Raw genomic sequence first — 21560 nt, forward strand, 5'->3', positions numbered from 1 at the left:
AATAAGTAGACTTTCACTATTATTGAGTTGGATATGGTACTTCTTTATCAATAATCGTTACTCCATCCCGTACAATTTTATAGTGTCCCTTTGAACCTTCTTGAATTACAAATTCTAAAGAAATAGTCGCTGATTCAGTAATTGTTCTCGTTTCAACCGGTCTATCCATTTTTTGCTGCATGTCTTCTTTATAAATTTCTATTGTTTGCGGCTTTTTTTCACCTGTTACAGCAGGCTCATATGGGATAGAGATATTGTCCACTTTTACCGTTTTAGTCACTTTAGGCTTTTGACCATCAGAGATAATAATAGTTACTTTATCTCCCTCTTTTAATGGTGTACCTGGTTTTGGAAATTGCGAAATTACAAGTCCTTTTTCGACTGTATCTGAATACTCTCGTTTTATATCTGACGTTAGTTTTCTCTCATTCAAATAACCAGTTACACTATTTTCAGTCCACCCCGAAAAGTCACCTGGTCTAATTTGATAAGGCCCTTTACTTACCCAGATTTTCAGTTCTTGCTCCGCTTCTATAACCATCTGATCAGGCGTCGGAATTTGTTCTACAATTTCACCTTTCGGCTTATCATTTTCAATATAATTTACCGTAACTTGTTTATATTTTTCTTCTAACTCAGCTTTTACACTCTCAAAGTTTTGACCTGTGAAATTTGCCATCTTACTTTTCTTTTTTCCACCTGATTGATAGATAGTAATTTTAGCGTTTTCTTTTACGACTCTTCCTGCTACAGGGTCCGTTTTTATTACATCCCCAACTTCAACATCATCTGTATATACAATATTAGGCTCCGTCACCTCAAAGCCCTTTTCTACTAATGTATTTACAGCTGTCGTGTATTTCATACCAGCCACATCAGGAACTTTCACATCTTTCGGAATAAATAATCCTGGAATAACCGTAAGTGCTAATGTTATTCCTATTGCTAAAAATAAAAATGTTGAAATTAAAACTTTAAGCCACTTGTTACTCCGTTTTTTCTTCTTATCTAACTCAGCTGCTTCTGCTCTTATCGGTTCTTCCACCTTACTCCCTTTTAAAACAATCGTTTCATCACTTACATTTTCAAATAATTGTTCTTGTTGAATAATCGGAATCGCTTTCGTCGCTTCCATATCTTCCGGTATGTAAAATGGTTGCTCATTTATCCTCTCTGGATATAGCGCAGTTTCAATATCTCGCTTCATCGCATTGGCAGATTGATATCGGTGAAACGGATCTTTTGCAGTTGCCTTTAATATAATATTTTCAACACTTTGCGGAATATTTTCATTCCATCTTTTTGGTGATGGGATTTCACTTTGTAAATGTTTTAAAGCTATAGCAACAGCAGATTCGCCAGAAAACGGTTGTCTTCCTGTTAACAATTCAAACATAACTATTCCAAGAGAATAGATATCTGATTGTTTATTTGCTATCCCGCCACGTGCCTGTTCTGGTGATAAATAATGGACTGAACCGAGCACTGAATTTGTATGTGTAATTGTTGTTGCACTTGTAGCTGTCGCAATTCCAAAATCTGTTACTTTTATTATTCCATCAGCTCGAATTAAAATATTGTGCGGCTTTATATCACGATGCACAATTTCAAAATGATGGGCATGTGCCATAGCGGATGTTAACTGCTCCATAATATCAAGAGCTTCTCCTATAGGTAACATCCCTCGCTCAATTATGTATTGCTTCAATGTTTGCCCTGGTACATATTCCATGACAAGATAGTATATACCATCTTCTTCTCCGACATCATACATATTCACAATATTTGGATGCGACAACGTTGTAACAGACTGCGCTTCTCGATGGAAACGTTTAATAAACTCTTCGTTATTTGAGTAGTCGAGTCTTAATATTTTTACCGCTACATCTCGGCCAAGTATATCATCATGAGCTAAATATACATTGGCCATTCCGCCACCACCAATCATTTTCAGCAGCTTATAACGGTCATTTAAGCGTTTTCCAATCAGCACGTTGCACTTCACCTACTTTCGTTTGTCGAACCCGCATAATCAATAAGAACAAGTGTGATATTATCTTCTCCACCGCGATCATTTGCCAATTGAATGAGACACTGCCCTTTACCTTCAAGCTGTTCATTTAACTGTAAAATTTGTCGCATATCATCAATAGAAACTTTGTTTGATAACCCATCAGAGCAAAGAAGTAATTGATCATCTTCCTCAATCACCAACGTTTTAACATCTAACCCAACTTTTTCTTCTGTTCCTAATGCTCTTAATAACACATTCCTTTTCGGATGATACTCTGCGTCTTCCTTTGAAATTTCACCATGTTTCACAAGCTCATTTACAAGTGAATGATCTTCCGTTACTAGCGTCATTTCTCCTTCTGATACCATATAGCAACGACTATCTCCTATATGCCCTATTGTCACAAAGCTTGGTGTACAAACAGCTATTATAAGCGTTGTTCCCATACCATTACATTCTGCATTTTGCTGAGCGTATTCATATATACGCTCATTAATAATCCCAACACTAGTATGTAACCATTGTTCTACTTTTTTCGGCTCATTCATATTATGTGTTTGCTTCCAATAATCATGGAATAATTGAATGGCCATCGAGCTAGCTACATCACCAGCTCGATGACCTCCCATTCCATCTGCTACTACCGCTAATACATTTCCATCTAAATTGTGAAAAACTCCTGCACTATCTTCATTATGTTGACGAACTTTTCCTTTATCCGATAGAAATACGGCTTTCATCTCGTCACCTCGTCTCTTCTTTGCGCTCCTTCGCACGCAACTGACCGCAGGCTGCATCAATATCATGACCTTGTTCACGGCGAATCGTTACATTCACTCCACGATCTTTTAACGTTTTCTCGAACAAGAAAATTTGTTCACGTGGCGTACGTACATAATCACGTTCAGGTACGTAGTTTACCGGAATCAAGTTCACATGACATTTTACACCTTTTAAGAGCGCAGCAAGCTCTTCAGCATGCTCTACTTGGTCATTTTCTCCTCCAAATAATCCATATTCAAAAGTAATACGACGCCCTGTTCTATTTACATAGTATTTAATAGCTTCCATTAAATCTGGTAATTTATAAGCACGGTTAATCGGCATTAATTTTGAACGTAATTCTGAGTTTGGAGCATGCAATGAAATCGCAAAATTAATTTGTAGATCTTCTTCAGCAAACTTATAAATTTTCGGGATAATTCCACTCGTCGAAACAGTCATATGTCTCGCACCAATATGAAGTCCTTTTTCATGGTTAATGATGCGTAAGAATCCCATTAAATTATCATAGTTATCAAATGGTTCTCCAATCCCCATAACAACAAGAGAACTTACACGTTCTTCCGTTTCATCAAGCGCACGCTGAACTTCTACTACTTGCGCTACGATTTCTCCAGCTTCTAGGTTTCGCTTTAATCCACCAAGTGTCGAAGCACAGAACGTACACCCAATACGACAACCCACTTGCGTTGTTACACAAATGGAATTTCCATATTCGTGTCGCATTAATACCGTTTCAATAGAATATCCGTCATATAATTGGAATAAGAATTTAATTGTTCCATCCGAAGACGTTTGTTTTACTAACGTGTTTAAAGTAGTAATATCAAAGGAATTCGACAATTTATCACGCAATCCTTTAGAAAGGTTTGACATATCCTCATAATTTTTTACACGTTTTTTATATAACCAATCAAAAATTTGTCCAGCACGGAACTTCGGTTCTCCTTGTTCCTTTAACCAATCTTGCATTTCATGAAGTTGTAAAGAGTAAATTGATGGTTTCTTCGTTTCTAAATTTTTCTTTTGTTTTCTTACAGTCGTTTCCATGATGCTACACCTTCTTCCTTAAACAAGCAATATAAAAGCCATCCGTCGCAAAATAATGCGGTAAAATTTGTACTTGACCTTCATCAATATACGGAGTTAATTTTTCTGGCATACGCTCTTTAAGCGTAGTATCCCATTCAAATTCAGGATGTTCTTGTAAAAATTTCTCTATTACTTGTTCATTTTCTATTTTCTCAATTGTGCACGTACTATAAACAAGACGACCGCCTTGTTTTAATAATGGTGCTATTTTTTCTAGTATTGCAATTTGAATCGTCGATAATCTTTCACTATCGCCTTTATCTTTTCCTAACTTAATATCAGGCTTACGTCTAATTACACCAAATCCAGAACACGGTGCATCTACCAATATTTTATCAAACGTTTCATTTGCAAAGTGCTCTTGCACTTTTCTAGCATCTAGCGCTTTAGTTTCGACATTTTCTAGACCAAGTCGCTCTGCTTGCTGTTTAATTAAACGTACTTTGTGTGCATGTAAATCAAGGGACATGACCTTACCAGTTCCCTTTAATCGTTCCGCGATATGCGTTGTTTTTCCGCCTGGAGCAGCACAACTATCAAGAACTGCATCTCCCGTATTCGGTTCTAAAGCGCGTGCTACAAGCATAGAACTTTCATCTTGAATAGAAAGAAATCCTTTTTTAAACGCTTCTGTATGCGCTACATTTCCTCTTTCAATCTGAATTGCATCATCTGATAAGTCACCACTTTTTGCTTCTATACCTTCACTTGCCAACAACTCAATCGCTTCTTCTACCGTTACCTTATCAACATTCACACGCGCTGTTGGTACAGGGGGTAACATGTTTACTTCGCACATTTTTTCTGCAGTTTCTAAACCGTATTCTGAAGTCCACTCTTGGACAAGCCAAACTGGATGACTTGTTGTAATTGCAAGACGTTCTACTGGATCCTTGATTTCATCTACAGAAGGTACACCTTCTCTCTGAATCGAACGTAATACACCGTTCACCATACCAGCAATTCCTTTATGCCCGCGACGCTTTGCAATCTCAACCGCTTCATGAATAGCCGCTCTTTCTGGCACTCGGTCTAAATAAATCATTTGATATAAAGATAAGCGAAGCAATACTCTTACCCACGCCTCAACCTTCTTTTTTAAAAAAGGCTGTAAATAATAATCTAATGTGTCACGACGTTGAATCGTTCCATATACAATTTCAGTTAATAAACCAATATCTTTTCTATCAATTGCACTTTTTTCAATTAGATTATTTAAAAGTAAGTTGCTATATGCACCACTTTTTTCCACTTGAATTAAACCATCAAGAGCTAATTCACGAACATTTTGTCTCATGCATTTTCTCCTAACTTCGTTCCAATTTCAGGTTTTGTTCCACGTAAAAATTGTGAACAACTCATACGCTTTTTACCAGATGGTTGCAATTCAGTAATTTTAACACCTGTTTCATTACTCGTTGCTACAACAAAACCATCTTCTTCGATTGCAACAATCGTACCTGCTTCAGCCGGTTCAGTTATAGGCACTTTTTCTCCCCACCATACTTTAACAACTTGTCCTGCTAAAGTTGTATAAGCAACTGGCCATGGATTCAATCCGCGAATGTGATTGTATACTTCTTCACCTGTTTTTGTCCAATCAATTTTCTCTTGCTCACGTTTTATATTGTACGCAAACGTTACTTCTTCTTCGTTTTGTTTAATCGGTTCTAACTTACCTTGGATTAATAAAGGTACTGTTTTAGATAGAAGGTGTGCTCCTGCTTCACTTAATTTATCAAATAATGAGCCTGTCGTTTCACGCTCTTCAATTTCAACTTCCACTTGCGTTAAGATATCACCAGCATCCAATTTTTCTACCATATACATAATTGTAATACCTGTTTTTTCTTTACCTTCCATAATTGCATAATGAATTGGTGCACCACCACGAAGTTCAGGAAGTAAAGAAGCGTGAACATTAATACATCCATACTTCGGTGCTTCTAAAATTTCATTTGGTACAATCTGCCCAAATGCAGCTGTTACAATTAAATCTGGCTCTAATGCCAATACTTTTTCATATTCATCTTTTTCACGAATTTTTAACGGCTGTAACACAGGGATACCATGTTTTTCCGCTTCAACTTTAACAGGTGTAGGTGTTAATACTTTTTTTCTACCTACTGGACGATCAGGTTGCGTCACAACACCTACTACCTCATAGCCATCTTCAATAAGACGACGAAGCACCGGCACTGAAAAGTCCGGTGTTCCCATAAACACTACTTTTATCATTTAAAAACCGCTCCTTTTAACACCTATTCTAGTTCGTTTTCTTCATAATATCTTGTCACTTTCGATGTAAATAAAACACCGTGTAAATGATCGATTTCATGTTGAATTGCACGCGCTAAAAATCCTTCCGCTTCTAATAAGAATACTTTCCCACGGCGATTTTGCGCTCTTACTTTAATATAATCGGCACGTTCTACTTCACCATAAAGTCCCGGGAAGCTTAAACAGCCTTCGGGACCTACTTGTTCACCACGTTTTTCTAATATTGATGGATTGATTAACTCGATTTTCCCAGTATCATCATCGACATCAACAACCGCTACTTGCAAGCTTACACCTACTTGAGGCGCAGCTAAACCGACTCCGTCCGCAATTAACATTGTTTCATGCATATCTTTCAACAATTTCACTAACTTTTTATCAAAGTTAATTACTCTTTCGCATGGTGTTTCTAACACTTCATTTGGATGCTTTATTATTTCTAAAACTGCCATATTTCCCTCCGCTACATTAACATTGTTGGATTAAAATCAATTGAGATTTGTAGCTCTTTTTGCATTTCTGCTTGATAATGTTCATTTACCATTTTGAGCACGTTCTTTAAGTTTGGTTCCCGTTTGTATTTTATCATGCATTGATAACGATATCTATCTTTTATCCTTGGAATCGCTGAAGCAACTGGTCCTAGCACCATTGTTTGCTGTGAGCAATGCGTTCGTAAATACGAGGCAATTTTTTCCGTCACTTGTACCGCTTTTAATAATTCAGGATGAGATACAGTTACGAGTACAACATAGTAATATGGGGGATATTGTCTTGTTCGTCTCATTTGCATTTCTTGGTCAAAAAACACATCATATTGTTGGTTCTTCGCTAACTCTATACTGTAATGTTCTGGCGTATACGTTTGAATCACAACTTCCCCTGGCAATTCATGTCTACCCGCTCGTCCACTTACTTGCGTCAATAGCTGATATGTCTTTTCACTCGCCCGAAAATCAGGTAAGTGAAGCATCGTATCTGCAGTTAACACCCCAACGAGCGTTACTTTCGGAAAATCTAATCCTTTAGCAATCATTTGTGTTCCGAGTAATATATCTGCTTTTTCTTCCCCGAACGCCTTTAATAATTTTTCATGCATTCCTTTTCGACTTGTCGTATCTACATCCATTCGAATGACTCGTGCCTCTGGAAATAGTTTTGTAATTTCTTCTTCTACCTTTTGTGTACCTGTACCAAAGAAACGAATGTATGTACTTTGACAAGCTGGACACTCAGTTGGCATATTCTCTTCGTAACTACAATAATGACATTTTAAACGATGATTCATTTTATGATATGTCAATGAAATATCACAATGCGGACATTGAACAACATACCCACAATCACGGCACATAACAAATGTAGAATGACCTCTTCTATTTAAAAAGAGTACCATTTGTTCTTTCTTTTCTAATCGATCTGCTATTTTTTCATGCAGCGCCTTAGAAAACATTGATCGATTCCCGTCACGAAGTTCTTCTCGCATGTCAACAATCTCTACCGTTGGTAAAGCTTGTTCATTCATACGTTTTTCCATTGTTAATAGTTCATAAACACCTTTTTTCGCCCTTGCAAACGATTCAAGTGTTGGTGTCGCACTACCAAGAACGATAGGACATTTATGATATTGTCCTCTCCAGACAGCTACATCTCTTGCATGATACCTCGGATTATCTTCTTGTTTGTAACTTGATTCATGCTCTTCATCAATAATAATAATCCCTAAATTCTCAAAAGGCGCAAAAACAGCTGAACGCGCACCAACTACAACTTTCACTTCTTTTCTTAAAATCTTACGCCACTCGTCATACTTTTCTCCAACAGACAACGCACTATGAAGAACTGCAACTTGTGAGCCAAACCTACCTTTAAAACGATCCACCATTTGGGGCGTTAGTGCAATTTCAGGAACAAGAACGATAGCTTCTTTTCCTTTCTTGAGCACTGCTGCTATAGATTGTAAATATACTTCTGTCTTTCCACTTCCTGTAACACCATATAGTAAAAATGGATTATAAGTTTCATTTGTAATTGATGATAAAATCGGTGTAATAACTTGTTTTTGTTCCTCCGTAAGTGGAAATGGTTTTGTTTGTTCAAAATCATCATCGTCATACGGATTTCGGTATACTTCCACATACTTTTCTGAAATGAATCCCTTTTTAACAAGTGCTTTTATTGGAGCATCTGTTATTTGTAACTCTTCTGTAATTACTTTCAAAGGTGCACTTTTATAATTTTCCACAAAATAATAAAGTACATCTTGTTGTTTTTTACTTTTCAGTTCAAATGCCGCTAATTCCAATTTATCTTCTGGCAACTCCGGCTGAACCACTCTTTGCTTCTTCTTTTGTACTTTATCTTTCACTTGATAAACAACTTCAACCGTACCATTTTTAATTTCTTGTTGAATAGTTCGGTATAAATGTGGCTGTTGCTCGATTACTTCAAAATCAATTGCTTCTTTATCCTGAAATAAATATAGTATTTCAGGTGCTATTTCTTCCTGTTTACAAAGTTGTAGACGTTTTTTATACGTTGCTTTTATCGCAGTTGGAAGCATCACTTGAAAAGCTGAAATCATGTAGCATAACGTTTCACTTGTAAGCCAATATCCAAGCTTTAATAATTCATCATTTAAAACCGGTGTTACATCTAATATTTCATGGATTGTCTTTAACTTCTTACTTTCTACATCCACCGAATCTTTAATCCCAATAATAAAACCTTGCAATTTCCTTGGGCCAAACGGAACTACTACACGCATTCCTGTCTGTACAATATCTTCCCATTTTTTAGGGATAATGTAATCAAATGGTCGATCTGTCTGACGGGCAGGTACATCAACAATTACACTTGCAAATTTCATAAACGATCATCTTCTAACATCATTTCAATTTGCTTCAATATTTCACGAGCTACCTCTTTTTTCATTAAAATTGGCAACTCAATAACTTTTCCATCTTTTCTATACATTGTTACAATATTCGTATCCGTGCCAAATCCAGCTCCTTGCGCTTTTACATCATTCGCGACAATCATATCTGCATTTTTCTCACGTAGTTTTTTCGTTGCATATTCCTCTACATTTGTCGTTTCAGCAGCAAAACCGATAAGTAACTGTTTATCCTTTTTCTGACCTAACGTTTTTAAAATATCCACCGTTCTTTCAAGTTCAATGACAGCATCACCATTTTGCTTTTTCATTTTATTCTCATGAACATATTTCGGACGATAATCTGCAACTGCTGCTGTTTTAATGACAACGTCTACGTTTTGATAATGTTGAAGAACCGCTTCTAACATATCTTGTGCAGATTCCACTTGCACTGTCGTTACATGTAACAGTGGATTTAATGCTGTCGGTCCTGAAACGAGTATAACATCAGCGCCTAAATTCGCTGCCACTTCCGCAATCGCATACCCCATTTTTCCAGAAGAAAAATTTGTCATAAAACGAACTGGATCAACCTTTTCACGTGTTGGGCCAGCAGTTATTAATATTCTTTTTCCCTGCAATGGTTTGTGTTCTGAGAAAGCTTCCTCTAACCGTGCAATAATTGCTTCAGGTTCTTCTAGTCGTCCCTTCGCTACATATCCACATGCTAAAAAGCCTTCCCCAGGCTCAATAAATGTATATCCTAGCATTTTCAATGTCATCATATTTTTTTGAACTATTTTATTTTCATACATATGCACATTCATAGCAGGCGCAATCCATACCGGAGCTGTAGTAGCTAACAAAGTAGTTGTAATCATATCATCTGCAATACCACCAGCTAACTTTCCAATACAATTGGCAGTAGCAGGTGCGACAAGTACAACATCCGCCCAATCTGCTAAATCAATATGAGCAATAACAGCTGAGTCTTTCTCATCAAATGTATCCGTATATACATCATGGCGAGAAAGCGCTTGGAATGTAAGAGGCGTAACAAACTTCATTGCCGACTCACTCATCATTACTTTTACAATCGCGCCAGATTGTGTCAATTTACTCGTTAACGCAGCTGCTTTAAAAACCGCAATGCCTCCTGTTACACATAGAAGTATCTTTTTCCCTTTTAGCATATGACTCGTCCTCTTTCTTTTTCAAACTTATAATACTGAAATAGAATTCTCAGCTCGTCAGTACCAATATTTCATTCCTTTCGTAAAAAAATAACAACCTACTTGTAAATAGGTTGTTACCGTTACATAGAAAATTATAAAGTCTATGTTTTATTTTGTCGAAGGCAAAGGCTTATTCAGCTACTTTATCTTCACTTGGTACGTAGCTTAATGCTTCTGCATCGATTTCTTCTAATGCTTTACCTACACATTTATGAGAAACAGGTTTTTCTACAACACAGTTATTAGCAAGTTGCATTTCACGTGCGCGTTTTGCAGCCACTGTTACTAATGTGTACTTAGAATCGATTTTTTGTAGTAATGAGTCAATTGATGGATTTAACATAATTATAGACCCTCCGTCATTTCTTTATAATATTTTGCTACCCTTTCGCGGCGGCAATGTTCGCCAACCACAATTGCTTTAATTCTATCACAAGCTAATTCAACTTGATCGTTTTCTACTACATAGTCGTAAGCGTCCATCATCTCGATTTCTTCTTTCGCTACAGTTAAACGATTTTCAATAACATCTTCAGTCTCTGTACCACGTCCGACAATACGGCTCTTTAGTTCAGATAAACTTGGAGGTGCTAAGAAAATAAATACACCTTCTGGGAAAGCTTTCTTAACTTGAATTGCTCCTTGCACTTCAATTTCTAAGAATACATCTTTTCCTTCTTGTAATGTTTTTTCAACATAGTCAATCGGTGTTCCGTAATAATTACCTACGAACTCAGCCCACTCAAGTAATTTTTCATTACGAATCATTTCCTCAAATTCTTCTCTTTCTTTAAAGAAATAATCCACACCATCTACTTCACCTTCACGCGGCTTACGTGTCGTTACTGAAATAGAGTACTGAAAACGTGTATCCTCATGGCTAAACAGCTCTTTACGAACCGTCCCTTTTCCAACCCCAGAAGGCCCTGAAAGAACGATGAGCAATCCTCTTCTACTTCTCATAAATATGTAAAACCTACCCTTCCTCACTTAAATCTTCTTTATTATTCAAACGATGTGCAATCGTCTCTGGTTGAATTGGACTTAATACAACATGCCCATCATCCATAACAATAACCGCCCTTGTTTTTCTCCCATACGTAGCATCAAGCAAAGCATTATGTTCGCGTGCTTCCTGTACTGTTCGTTTAATAGGAGCTGACTCCGGACTTACAATAGCAATAATTCGATGAGCAGATACAATATTTCCGTATCCAATATTTAAAAACCGCATGGCCATAGTTTGCGCCTCCTAGTAAGTCTATCCGATTTCTCCACCACGTATAACTTTATATATTTTTTGAAAGCTACTCAATATTTTGTACTTGTTCACGAATTTTTTCAAGGTTATTTTTCATTTCTACAACATATTTTGAAATTGTTAAGTCATTTGCCTTAGAACCAATCGTATTAATTTCTCTATGCATCTCTTGCACGATGAAATCCATTTTCCTTCCAACAGGCTCTTCAATCTGCAATGTTTCACGAAATTGCTCTAAATGACTTTGCAAACGAACTAACTCTTCATGAATATCACAACGCTCTGCAAAGATTGCGACTTCTGTTAGCAATCTTTGTTCATCTAGATCTTGATTATGTAATTCTTTTAAGCGATTTTCTAATCGTTCACGATATTTTTGTGTAACAATTGGTGCATGTGGAATAATTGCATTTACACAATTGCTAATCTCTTGTAAACGATACGCTATATCTTTATGTAATCGTTCTCCTTCGCCATCTCTCATCGTTTTCAACATATGAGCAGCTTGACGAACAGCCTCATATAAACTGTTCTCAAAATGTTCATTTACATTTTCTATTTCTTCAATTGCTGTTACTTCTGGCATTGCCATTAATTGCTGAAGTGTAATAGAATCTTGTAATTGAAATTTCCCTTTTATATCTTCCATCATCGATTGGTACTGCTCAAGAAGTGACCAATTCACACTTAATTTTCTTTCAACAAGTCCTTCACCCGCTATACTAATAGACACTTCAATGCGTCCACGTCGAACTTGCTGTGCAATTATTTTACGAATTTTGTCCTCAAATACCATCATTTGCTTAGGAAGTCGAATACTCATCTCTAAAAAACGGTGGTTCACCGATTTCATTTCTACTGTAATTTGAAAAGTATCACTTTCTACTTTCGATCTTCCAAACCCTGTCATACTAGAAATCATTTTTATCACATCCAAGCCATAAAATAACTCAATGAAAAAGGTAATAGAGACAAGGCTCTACTACCTTCTGTAAATTATATCACATTTTCATAACATTGACTATTTCAAGTTTAATCCCTTCTTATATAATATCGGCTTTTTCTTCTTAGTCTTTTTCCCTGTTAATAAAGAACCTACTAGTAAGAAAGTCGGAATTGATGACAAACCTCCAATTAATAACCAATCTCTTGCTTGTATCGGCATTGTGCTAAAGATTGGTTGTAACGGTGGATAATATATAACCACTAGCATGAGTAGTAACGAAATAATAACCGCCCCTACTAAATACACGTTCCCAAATGGATTACGGTGAAAGACAGAATGCTCACTACGACAATCAAATACATGAATAAGCTGAGCAAGTACCAACGTCGCGAACGCTACAGTTTGTGCATATTTCAGTTCATTTGGATGTTGGTTATACGCAATAATAAACGCCACTAACGTCACTGCTCCAATTAAAAACCCTCGACTTATTATTTTCCACGCAAGCCCTCTAGCGAATACCCCTTCTTTCGGGTGACGCGGTGTTCTCTTCATCACATCTCCTTCAGCCTTATCCAAACCTAATGCCATCGCTGGTAAACCATCAGTAACTAAGTTCACCCATAAAATTTGAATAGGAACCATCGGCAGTGGTAATGCAAGTAACATCGCAAATAACATAACTAAAATTTCTCCAACATTTGACGCCAATAAGTAGCGAATGAACTTACGTATGTTCTCATATATATTTCTTCCTTCTTTAATTGCCGATTTAATTGTAGCAAAATTATCGTCTAGTAAAACAAGTGAAGAGGCTTCTTTCGCAACATCTGTCCCTGTAATTCCCATCGCTATCCCAATATCCGCTGTTTTTATCGCTGGAGCATCGTTCACTCCATCACCTGTCATCGCTACTATATGTCCTTGATTTTGCAGTGCCTTAACAATTTTCAATTTATGCTCAGGTGATACACGAGCGAATACATACGTATCTTCTACAACATTTTCTAATTCCTCCACATCCATATTCGCGAGTTCTACTCCTTCAACAACGCGTCCATCTGGTGGTAAAACTCCTAATTGTTCAGCAATCGCCATTGCTGTCACTTTATGATCACCTGTAATCATTACTGTTCGAATACCAGCTTCTTTACACTCTTTTACCGCCTGCGCCACTTCTGGCCTTGGCGGGTCAATCATACCTTGTATTCCAACCAACATAAAATCTTTTTCAACGTCTCTTTCATGTTCAATAGAATCCGTGACTTTTAAAGGTTTAAACGCAACTGCAATTGTTCGAAGCGCTTGACTACCTAAGCTATGAATAGCCGCCTGTACTTCTTTTCTATATAGCTCACTTAACGGCTGCTGCTTATCCCCCCATAAGATTGTTTGACTCAGTTGCAAAAGAACATCCGGTGCTCCTTTCGTAACAATAAACTTTTTCCCCTCTCGATCTCGTACAATAACACTCATCATTTTTCGAGTTGAATCAAAGGGGAATTCACGAATAATTTCAAATTTCCCTTTCAATGCCTCACGTGTTATCCCAGCTTTCATTGCTGCAGCTACAAGCGCTCCCTCTGTTGGATCTCCATCTAATACGTACGCCTTTTTCTTTTGAATAATATTTGCATTGTTACATAGTGAACCAAATGTAAGTAGCTGATAAAGTGATTTTGTCTTAGCTGGATTCACTTCTTTTTCACCTTTCATAAAAGAGCCATTAGGTTCATATCCTTGCCCTGTCACTTTCCACAATTCTCCGCCTGACCACATATGTGTTACCATCATTTTATTTTGCGTCATTGTTCCCGTTTTATCAGAGCATATAACAGAAGCGCAGCCTAACGTTTCTACGGCCGGTAACTTCCTTACAATTGCTCTCTTTTTTATCATACGCTGTACACCAAGTGATAAAGCTACTGTAACAATTGCTGGCAATCCTTCTGGAATAGCCGCAACAGCTAGCGATACGCCAGCTAAAAACATATGATATACTTCATTCCCTTGATACACACCAGCCAATACAACGAGCGCTGTCAAAATAAGAGCTACAATAATTAATATTTTTCCGAGCTGTTCTAACCTTCTTTGCAGTGGCGTTTCCATTTGCTCTGCATTTTGCAACATATTTGCAATTTGCCCCATCGCTGTATTCATACCAGTTGCTACAACAACTCCTGTACCAGATCCTCGCGTAATCATTGTCCCCATAAAAGCCATATTTTTTTGATCCCCAATTGCAACATCTTGCCCTTGCAATGCTTCTACCTTCTTTTGTACAGGTACGGACTCCCCTGTCAAAGCAGACTCTTCAATATATAAACTTGATGCCTCAACAAGACGCACATCAGCCCCAATACGATCACCACTGGAAAACTTAATAATATCCCCTAAAACAAGTGCTTTAGATGGTGCTTTTACCCACTTTCCATTCCGCATTACAGTAACTTGCGGAGCGGCTAGTTCCTTTAAAGCTTCCAATGATTTTTCAGCTTTTCTTTCTTGAAAAAAGCCGAGAATACCATTGATAATAACAATGGCAACAATAGCAATAGAATCAATGTATTCACCTAAAAACGCAGAAACAATTGTTGCTCCAAACAAAACGAGTACCATGAAATCTTTAAACTGTGCTAAAAATACCATTAGTGCAGAAGGCCTTTTTGCTTCTTCTAATTCATTAGTACCAAATTTCTTTACTCGCCCTTCTGCTTCTTTCTCTGTAAGTCCAACCTTTACATTCGTATTCGTTCTTTCTTCCACTTCATGTGCTCGCATTCCATACCAGTTCATCCTGCTATCGACCTCCTGATTCCAGACATACTCTATTGAAAGCTTATTCAGCCTCGTCCAAAAAAATGCTATAATTAACATTTAGTTAGAAAGGAGTGTTCATTTATGGCATTCGATGGATTATTTACAAGAGCGATTACACATGAAATTGAAAATTCTCTTTACACAGGAAGAATTTCCAAAATATATCAACCTTCAAAATACGAGATTTTATTACATATTCGAGCGAATGGAAAGAACCAAAAACTAATTCTTTCATCTCATCCTACATATGCGCGTATGCACTTAACGAATCAAAACTACGATTCGCCAGCAATACCGCCGATGTTCTGTATGCTTCTTCGCAAACATTTAGAAGGTGGATTTATTGAAAAAATTGAACAAATCGACTTAGAACGCATTATTCAAATTACAGTTCGCAGTCGTAATGAAATCGGAGACGAATCATTAAAAACATTAGTAATTGAAATAATGGGACGACATAGTAACATTATCTTATTAGATACGAAAACAAACGTGATTTTAGATAGCTTAAAACACGTTTCATTAGCCGTAAACCGTCACCGAACTGTATATGCTGGTGCTGAGTACGTCGCGCCACCAGCCCAACATAAAATCAATCCTCTGCAAATTGAAACCGCAGATGATTTTATTAGACCGCTAGACTTTCTATCTGGAAATATGGATAAACAACTCGTCGGTGCTTTCATGGGAATATCCCCATTATTTGCAAAAGAAGTAGTAAAGAAAGCCGGTATGGCAAACGAGAAAGCATTATCAGAAGCATTTTTCTCTATACAAACACCATTACTATCTCATGCATATACACCTACAATGATTACTGCAAATGGAAAAGAATTCTTTTATCTTTTCCCTCTTACACACTTGCAAGGAGAAGAAAAAACATTCTCATCAGTGAGCGAATTGTTAGATCGTTTCTTCTTTGGCAAAGCAGAACGTGATCGTGTAAAACAACAAGCTCATGATTTAGAACGCTTTATGCAAAACGAAAAAAATAAAAACGAGAAAAAACTCATTAAACTCGAAAAAACACTGCAAGATGCTGGAAAAGCAGATAAATATCAACTATTTGGAGAGCTACTTACAGCCAATATGTACGCTTTAAAAAAGGGCGATAAAGATATTGAGGTCGTTAATTATTACGATGAGAATGGTGGAACTGTAAAAATCACATTAGATCCTTTAAAAACACCATCTGAAAATGCACAACGCTATTTCCAAAAGTATCAAAAAGCAAAAAATTCAGTTGTTGTTGTAGAAGAACAAATCGAAAAAACAAATGAAGAAATTCTTTATTTTGATAGCTTACTTCAACAAATGGAAGCTGCTTCTTCAAAAGATATTGAAGAAATTCGTGAGGAATTAGCTGAAGAAGGTTATGTGCGCAATCGCAAAACGAAAAACGCAAAGAAAAAGCCTACTAAACCAGTATTAGATAAATATGTAGCAAGTGATGGCACAGAGATTTTCGTTGGTAAAAACAATAAACAAAATGATTATTTAACAACGAAGTTTGCCCGCCGTGATGAAATTTGGTTACATACGAAAGACATACCTGGCTCTCACGTTGTCATTCGTTCTTTAGAGCCTGCTGAAGAAACTTTACTAGAAGCTGCCAAAATTGCTGCCTATTACAGTAAAGCGAAAGAGTCTAGCTCTGTACCTGTTGATTTCACCAAAATACGCCATGTCAAAAAACCGAGTGGTGCAAAACTTGGTTTTGTTACGTACGACAATCAGCAAACCGTATATGTAACACCAGATGCCGATATTGTAATGAAATTAAAAGCGTAAATAAAAAAATGCGTTGCTTGTATGCAGCGCATTTTTTATATGTTTTCAATTTCGTTGCTATATCCATTCAATATTGTCAAAAAAATTGACAGTATCATTTCACATTTGTATAAAATTTTTTACAGCATGTAAATAAAGTACAAGTGTAACTCCAATCATTATTTTTCCCCATCCCCCTGCTATTCATTGAAGCAATCTAGATTTTATGAACAAACCGCCTCCCACAAATTACGGGCTATTTTTTTATCTCCCCTAAAATATATGTTGTCCCTACTATCCTTTCTTCAAATATACATTTTGGCACGCTATTTGCTTTATTCAATACTGTGAATAGGAGGAATTAACATGACTTTAAAAATTAATAAAATCCAAAATCAATTACAAAACTATGAAATTGACGGGTTACTTATTACCAAAAAAGAAAACCGCCAATATGCAACAGGCTTTACAGGTAGTGCTGGCGTCGTCTTAATCTCTGCCGATCAAGCTGTTTTTATCACTGATTTCCGCTATGTAGATCAAGCGAAATCACAAATAAAAGATGCTGAAATTATTATGCATAAAGGAAATTTAGAAAAAGAAATTGCACATCAAGTATCGAAATTAAACATTCAAAAACTTGGAATTGAAGAAAACAACATGACATTGCAACAATATAAAAACTTGCAAAAATACGTACAGGCGGAAATGATTCAAGTGTGCGAAATTATCGAAAATATTCGTATCATTAAAGACACGCCTGAAATAGAAACAATGAAAATTGCAGCTAATATCGCGGACGAAGCATTTCACCACATTCTTACGTTTCTAAAACCAGGAATAAGTGAAAATGCTGTACGAGATGAATTAGAATTTTTCATGCGAAAAAAAGGGGCTACATCTTCTTCATTCCAAATCATTGTAGCCTCAGGCGTTCGTTCTTCACTTCCCCATGGAGTTGCATCAAATAAAATAATCGAACGAGGGGATATCGTTACATTAGACTTCGGTGCACTTTACGACGGATATTGTTCCGATATAACACGTACTGTAGCAATAGGGGAACCATCGGAAGAATTCAAAAAAATATACAATGTTGTACGAGAAGCTTTAAAACGTGGGACTGAAGCGATTAAGCCTGGAGAAACTGCGAAAAGTATCGATGATGTAACAAGAAACTACATTACAGATTGTGGATATGGTCAATATTTCGGACACTCTACTGGTCATGGTCTTGGGTTAGAAATACATGAACCGCTTCGCCTATCCCAAGAAAGTAAGGTAACTTTACAAGAAGGTATGGTTGTTACAGTTGAGCCGGGCATTTACATACCGAACTGGGGCGGTTGTAGAATTGAAGACGATATCATCATTACAAAAGATGGATATGAAGTTATTACAAAATCAAATCGAGAACTAATTGTTATTCCTTGTTGAAATCACGACCTTTTTTAAAGGAGTTTTTCGTTGCACATAGAATTCTTTCTCTGGAGTCATCGTTTAAAAGGGGGAATTTAAATTGAATTTTGTAATTGATAAGATAGATGGGTTACAGCCTGAATTTTCAAATCTTGTTTCCATGATGAATTACGCTCGCTATACAACAATGCAAGCGGTGGAAGGTTTAACAATTGAGGAACTTGATTATTTATATGATAAGGACACAAATTCAATTGGCATGTTATTGTACCATATGGCCGCTATTGAATTTTACTACCAGATTCATACTTTTGAAGACCGTGAACCAACGGAGGCTGAATTAGAACGCTGGTTACCTGGCATTGAATTAGGCGATCTTGGACGTGAGAAAATAAAAGGAAACGCTATTGAATTTTACATAAATACATTACAAGAAGTACGTTCCAAAACAATCGAGACTTTTCAATCCTTACCTGATGAATGGTTATTTAAAACGACAGACTTTTGGTATGACAAACCAGCAAATAACTATTTTAAGTGGTTTCACGTTTTTGAAGATGAAATCAATCATCGTGGACAAATTCGTTTAATTAAAAAGATGCAAAAAGCTCATGCAGTAAAATGAGGAAATGCCACCGAATAAGGTGGCATTTTCTTTTATTCATTAACGAATAGCTTTTCGTTTACTATTTTAGTGACTACCACTACCAACATTAAAATGCATATTAAATATAGCATTTTCGCAATAAACAACCACCCTTGAAACATTACAATTCCATCTATTATCTCATTTTCTTTCCATAACAAAAACGGAATTGTGCTGATTATAATGACAAATTCGATGCTGAAAACCATTTTCTTTTTTCGACTATATGCTTTCCATTCATTCCAGCGATACATAGGAGCAAAAATCAATACTCCTATACATAATATAACTGGTACCCATTCACTGTTAAGAAATTGTCCTGAAATAACTGATAATAGTAAACAAACTAGCACACCATAATATCCTATTTTTTCTCTCATTCGTACTCCCCCATTCCCCTTCTCCTCAAATCCCATTTTTTATTCTTATCATTACAGTACATGAAATTTCACTTTTTTCTTTTTCCTATACTCACATACTTTCACCGCTTTCATACAATAAACTACACGAATGCCTAAAGGATGTGAATGTTATGGGAGTTGAATTAACGCTATTACACGCTCTCTACATTATTTGTTTACTCACTATTATTACCTTTTTTATTCTCCGAAAAGATACGACTATCATTTGTATCGTTTTTATCTTTTTATTAGCATTAACTGCAACAAGTTCTATCCCTCTTGCCATTAGCGGGATTTTTCAAAGTTTCATTTACGCCATTACTGAGCTATTACCAACTATATTAATCATCTCCATTATCGTATCAATGAGCAATTTACTCGTTCATACTGGCATAAATGATACGATGATTTCACCATTTACAAAAATGATTCGTACACCTACACTCGCCTACTGGATTATCGGCCTTTTAATGATGACCATTTCTTTCTTCTTTTGGCCTTCTCCAGCTGTCGCCTTAATGGGAGCTATTTTATTACCGGTTGCTGTACGTGTCGGCCTTCCTCCAATTGGGGTTGCAATTGCTATGAACTTATTTGGACACGGCATCGCCTTATCTGGAGACTTCGTTATTCAAGGTGCACCGAAATTAACTGCAGACGCGGCTGGTCTCCCTGTTTCCAGCGTCGTATCTGCAAGTGTTCCACTCGTTATCGTTATGGGCATTGTGACAACTTCTGTCGCTTTTTTCTTCTTGCGAAAAGAGTTTCATACAGGCTTATCTATACAAGAAGCTATTCCATCAACTGAGTCTTCTAAAACGCTCACTTCATTATCTCCTCGCATAAAAAAATGGCTCGCTATTTGTATCCCTATCATATATATCATTGATATCCTTTGCATGATTCAATTTAAATTACAAGGAAGCGACGCAACTGCACTTATCGGCGGAACGACTGTTATTATGATTATCATCATTTCTCTCATCGCCTACAAAGGAAATGGACTGAATAAAACGACCGATTATTTTATAGAAGGGATCCAATTTGGCTTTAAAATTTTCGGACCAGTTATTCCTATCGCTGCACTCTTTTATTTAGGAGATAGTGGATTTGTAAAAATTATCGGGGACTATTTACCGAAAGGTTCACACGGAATCATTAACGACTTAGGCATCGCTTTATCTCAAACTGTTCCTTTAAATCAATATGTATCGGCAGGGACATTAACCATCGTTGGTGTCATTACCGGCTTAGATGGATCAGGTTTTTCAGGTATATCACTTGCTGGTTCCATTGCCAATCTTTTTGGAACAGCACTTGGCCATGGAACAGCTACATTAACAGCACTCGGACAAATTGCGGCTATATGGACCGGGGGCGGGACGTTAATTCCTTGGGCGCTTATTCCTGCTGCTGCAATTTGCAAGGTAGATCCATTTGAACTTGCACGCCGAAACTTTTTACCTGTTGTTATCGGTTTAATTGTCACCACTATCTTTGCGATGTTTATTTTATAACGTAAGCAAGTGTTCTCTTGCTTACGTTTTTTCTTGTAAAATTCATCATGAATTACTGGTTTTCAACAGGGATTCGTTATCCCTTAGCGAAATTATATTAGGAGAGTAATTTTTTCAAAACGTTTACGAGAAACAGATTACTTCAATTAGAAAAGGGGACATAACTATGAATGAATTGATTTTCGTCTTATTAATTTGTCCATTACTTATCTTTATCGTTTCTGTTATTGGAACGCGCAAGACGAAAACGTATTACGTAATGCCGATTGTAACGTTTGCTAGTTTTTTAATAATAGGTGTTATCGCCTTTACTCCAAAATTTTTCTTTTGGGTTGGCATGTACAGCATCTTCTCATTTATTGTTTCTTATATGACTTTATTGTTTGTAAGAGGATATGAGCTTGCAGAAAGCGCTAAGTAGTTAAGGAGATTGTAATATGATTTTCTTTGATATTGATGGAACTTTACTTGAAGTTTTAACAATGATATAAAAAA

19 protein-coding genes are annotated in these 21560 nt (G+C 36.7%); 5 read left to right on the forward strand and 14 right to left on the reverse strand.

What is annotated here, in order from left to right; genetic code table 11:
- Positions 1–19 precede the first annotated feature (19 nt).
- The 13 genes from pknB to N2V80_RS19370 form a co-directional block, all read right to left on the reverse strand.
- Positions 20–1993, reverse strand: coding sequence for a Stk1 family PASTA domain-containing Ser/Thr kinase (gene pknB, locus N2V80_RS19310; protein ID WP_000904748.1), 1974 nt, complete (start codon positions 1991–1993; stop codon positions 20–22).
- An 8-nt stretch (positions 1994–2001) separates the two neighbouring features.
- Positions 2002–2754, reverse strand: coding sequence for a Stp1/IreP family PP2C-type Ser/Thr phosphatase (locus N2V80_RS19315; protein WP_000648705.1), 753 nt, complete (start codon positions 2752–2754; stop codon positions 2002–2004).
- A gap of 4 nt (positions 2755–2758) precedes the next feature.
- Positions 2759–3847, reverse strand: coding sequence for a 23S rRNA (adenine(2503)-C(2))-methyltransferase RlmN (gene rlmN, locus N2V80_RS19320; RefSeq protein WP_000450541.1), 1089 nt, complete (start codon positions 3845–3847; stop codon positions 2759–2761).
- Between the two features lie 4 nt (positions 3848–3851).
- Complete coding sequence (gene rsmB / locus N2V80_RS19325; RefSeq protein WP_001249668.1) at positions 3852–5186, reverse strand: 16S rRNA (cytosine(967)-C(5))-methyltransferase RsmB; 1335 nt, start codon at positions 5184–5186, stop codon at positions 3852–3854.
- Positions 5183–6127, reverse strand: a complete 945-nt coding sequence (gene fmt, locus N2V80_RS19330; RefSeq protein WP_000598804.1) for a methionyl-tRNA formyltransferase — start codon at positions 6125–6127, stop codon at positions 5183–5185. The genes rsmB and fmt overlap by 4 nt, the downstream gene beginning before the upstream one ends.
- Positions 6128–6150: 23 nt before the next feature.
- Positions 6151–6621 (reverse strand): peptide deformylase, encoded by a 471-nt coding sequence (gene def, locus N2V80_RS19335; protein ID WP_000279455.1) that lies wholly within the window; start codon positions 6619–6621, stop codon positions 6151–6153.
- 11 nt (positions 6622–6632) lie between these two features.
- Positions 6633–9038 carry a primosomal protein N' gene (gene priA / locus N2V80_RS19340; protein ID WP_000666715.1) on the reverse strand — a complete coding sequence of 802 codons (2406 nt, stop codon included), beginning with the start codon at positions 9036–9038 and terminating at the stop codon, positions 6633–6635.
- A complete protein-coding gene (gene coaBC, locus N2V80_RS19345; RefSeq protein ID WP_061654419.1) occupies positions 9035–10240 on the reverse strand; it encodes a bifunctional phosphopantothenoylcysteine decarboxylase/phosphopantothenate--cysteine ligase CoaBC in 1206 nt (401 codons plus the stop codon). The genes priA and coaBC overlap by 4 nt, the downstream gene beginning before the upstream one ends.
- A gap of 172 nt (positions 10241–10412) precedes the next feature.
- Positions 10413–10625 (reverse strand): DNA-directed RNA polymerase subunit omega, encoded by a 213-nt coding sequence (gene rpoZ / locus N2V80_RS19350; protein WP_000933960.1) that lies wholly within the window; start codon positions 10623–10625, stop codon positions 10413–10415.
- Between the two features lie 2 nt (positions 10626–10627).
- The gene (gene gmk, locus N2V80_RS19355) at positions 10628–11245 is read right to left on the reverse strand and encodes a guanylate kinase (RefSeq protein WP_001257741.1); all 618 of its coding nucleotides are present in this window, start codon (positions 11243–11245) and stop codon (positions 10628–10630) included.
- 13 nt (positions 11246–11258) lie between these two features.
- Positions 11259–11522: an extracellular matrix/biofilm regulator RemA gene (gene remA / locus N2V80_RS19360; RefSeq protein WP_001251456.1), complete on the reverse strand. Its 264-nt coding sequence runs from the start codon at positions 11520–11522 to the stop codon at positions 11259–11261.
- A 67-nt stretch (positions 11523–11589) separates the two neighbouring features.
- A complete protein-coding gene (locus N2V80_RS19365; RefSeq protein ID WP_000625869.1) occupies positions 11590–12465 on the reverse strand; it encodes a YicC/YloC family endoribonuclease in 876 nt (291 codons plus the stop codon).
- A 99-nt stretch (positions 12466–12564) separates the two neighbouring features.
- Positions 12565–15288 carry a calcium-translocating P-type ATPase, SERCA-type gene (locus tag N2V80_RS19370; RefSeq protein WP_001104777.1) on the reverse strand — a complete coding sequence of 908 codons (2724 nt, stop codon included), beginning with the start codon at positions 15286–15288 and terminating at the stop codon, positions 12565–12567.
- A 105-nt stretch (positions 15289–15393) separates the two neighbouring features.
- Between N2V80_RS19370 and N2V80_RS19375 the strand changes: the two genes are divergently transcribed.
- The 3 genes from N2V80_RS19375 (at position 15394) to N2V80_RS19385 (ending at position 19126) form a co-directional block, all read left to right on the forward strand.
- Entirely contained in the window at positions 15394–17103 is a 1710-nt protein-coding gene (locus N2V80_RS19375; RefSeq protein ID WP_000863279.1) for an Rqc2 family fibronectin-binding protein, read from the forward strand.
- A gap of 345 nt (positions 17104–17448) precedes the next feature.
- Complete coding sequence (locus N2V80_RS19380; protein ID WP_061654421.1) at positions 17449–18519, forward strand: M24 family metallopeptidase; 1071 nt, start codon at positions 17449–17451, stop codon at positions 18517–18519.
- An 82-nt stretch (positions 18520–18601) separates the two neighbouring features.
- A complete protein-coding gene (locus tag N2V80_RS19385) occupies positions 18602–19126 on the forward strand; it encodes a DinB family protein (protein ID WP_061654423.1) in 525 nt (174 codons plus the stop codon).
- A gap of 32 nt (positions 19127–19158) precedes the next feature.
- Here the strand turns inward: N2V80_RS19385 and N2V80_RS19390 are convergent, their stop codons facing one another.
- Positions 19159–19527, reverse strand: a complete 369-nt coding sequence (locus N2V80_RS19390) for a YoqO family protein (protein ID WP_001208272.1) — start codon at positions 19525–19527, stop codon at positions 19159–19161.
- A gap of 152 nt (positions 19528–19679) precedes the next feature.
- Here N2V80_RS19390 and N2V80_RS19395 point away from each other — a divergent pair, with 152 nt between their 5' ends.
- Together N2V80_RS19395 and N2V80_RS19400 are read left to right on the forward strand one after the other, a co-directional pair.
- On the forward strand, positions 19680–21065 hold the full coding sequence (locus N2V80_RS19395) for a hypothetical protein (RefSeq protein WP_061654424.1): 1386 nt from the start codon (positions 19680–19682) through the stop codon (positions 21063–21065).
- Between the two features lie 166 nt (positions 21066–21231).
- Positions 21232–21486, forward strand: a complete 255-nt coding sequence (locus tag N2V80_RS19400) for a YbeF family protein (protein WP_001003933.1) — start codon at positions 21232–21234, stop codon at positions 21484–21486.
- Positions 21487–21560 lie beyond the last annotated feature (74 nt).

The organism is Bacillus sp. FSL W8-0640 (assembly GCF_038007725.1).
Classification (GTDB): domain Bacteria; phylum Bacillota; class Bacilli; order Bacillales; family Bacillaceae_G; genus Bacillus_A; species Bacillus_A cereus.

Excerpts from the sequence above, each read along its gene's own strand:
- fmt (WP_000598804.1), bottom strand. The coding sequence starts at position 6,127 with ATGATAAAAGTAGTGTTTATGGGAACACCGGACTTTTCAGTGCCGGTG.
- gmk (WP_001257741.1), bottom strand. The coding sequence starts at position 11,245 with ATGAGAAGTAGAAGAGGATTGCTCATCGTTCTTTCAGGGCCTTCTGGG.
- remA (WP_001251456.1), bottom strand. The coding sequence starts at position 11,522 with ATGGCCATGCGGTTTTTAAATATTGGATACGGAAATATTGTATCTGCT.
- N2V80_RS19370 (WP_001104777.1), bottom strand. The coding sequence starts at position 15,288 with ATGAACTGGTATGGAATGCGAGCACATGAAGTGGAAGAAAGAACGAAT.
- coaBC (WP_061654419.1), bottom strand. The coding sequence starts at position 10,240 with ATGCTAAAAGGGAAAAAGATACTTCTATGTGTAACAGGAGGCATTGCG.
- rlmN (WP_000450541.1), bottom strand. The coding sequence starts at position 3,847 with ATGGAAACGACTGTAAGAAAACAAAAGAAAAATTTAGAAACGAAGAAA.
- rsmB (WP_001249668.1), bottom strand. The coding sequence starts at position 5,186 with ATGAGACAAAATGTTCGTGAATTAGCTCTTGATGGTTTAATTCAAGTG.
- N2V80_RS19390 (WP_001208272.1), bottom strand. The coding sequence starts at position 19,527 with ATGAGAGAAAAAATAGGATATTATGGTGTGCTAGTTTGTTTACTATTA.
- N2V80_RS19375 (WP_000863279.1), top strand. The coding sequence starts at position 15,394 with ATGGCATTCGATGGATTATTTACAAGAGCGATTACACATGAAATTGAA.
- N2V80_RS19365 (WP_000625869.1), bottom strand. The coding sequence starts at position 12,465 with ATGATTTCTAGTATGACAGGGTTTGGAAGATCGAAAGTAGAAAGTGAT.
- rpoZ (WP_000933960.1), bottom strand. The coding sequence starts at position 10,625 with ATGTTAAATCCATCAATTGACTCATTACTACAAAAAATCGATTCTAAG.
- N2V80_RS19400 (WP_001003933.1), top strand. The coding sequence starts at position 21,232 with ATGAATGAATTGATTTTCGTCTTATTAATTTGTCCATTACTTATCTTT.
- N2V80_RS19395 (WP_061654424.1), top strand. The coding sequence starts at position 19,680 with ATGGGAGTTGAATTAACGCTATTACACGCTCTCTACATTATTTGTTTA.
- def (WP_000279455.1), bottom strand. The coding sequence starts at position 6,621 with ATGGCAGTTTTAGAAATAATAAAGCATCCAAATGAAGTGTTAGAAACA.
- priA (WP_000666715.1), bottom strand. The coding sequence starts at position 9,038 with ATGAAATTTGCAAGTGTAATTGTTGATGTACCTGCCCGTCAGACAGAT.
- N2V80_RS19315 (WP_000648705.1), bottom strand. The coding sequence starts at position 2,754 with ATGAAAGCCGTATTTCTATCGGATAAAGGAAAAGTTCGTCAACATAAT.
- N2V80_RS19380 (WP_061654421.1), top strand. The coding sequence starts at position 17,449 with ATGACTTTAAAAATTAATAAAATCCAAAATCAATTACAAAACTATGAA.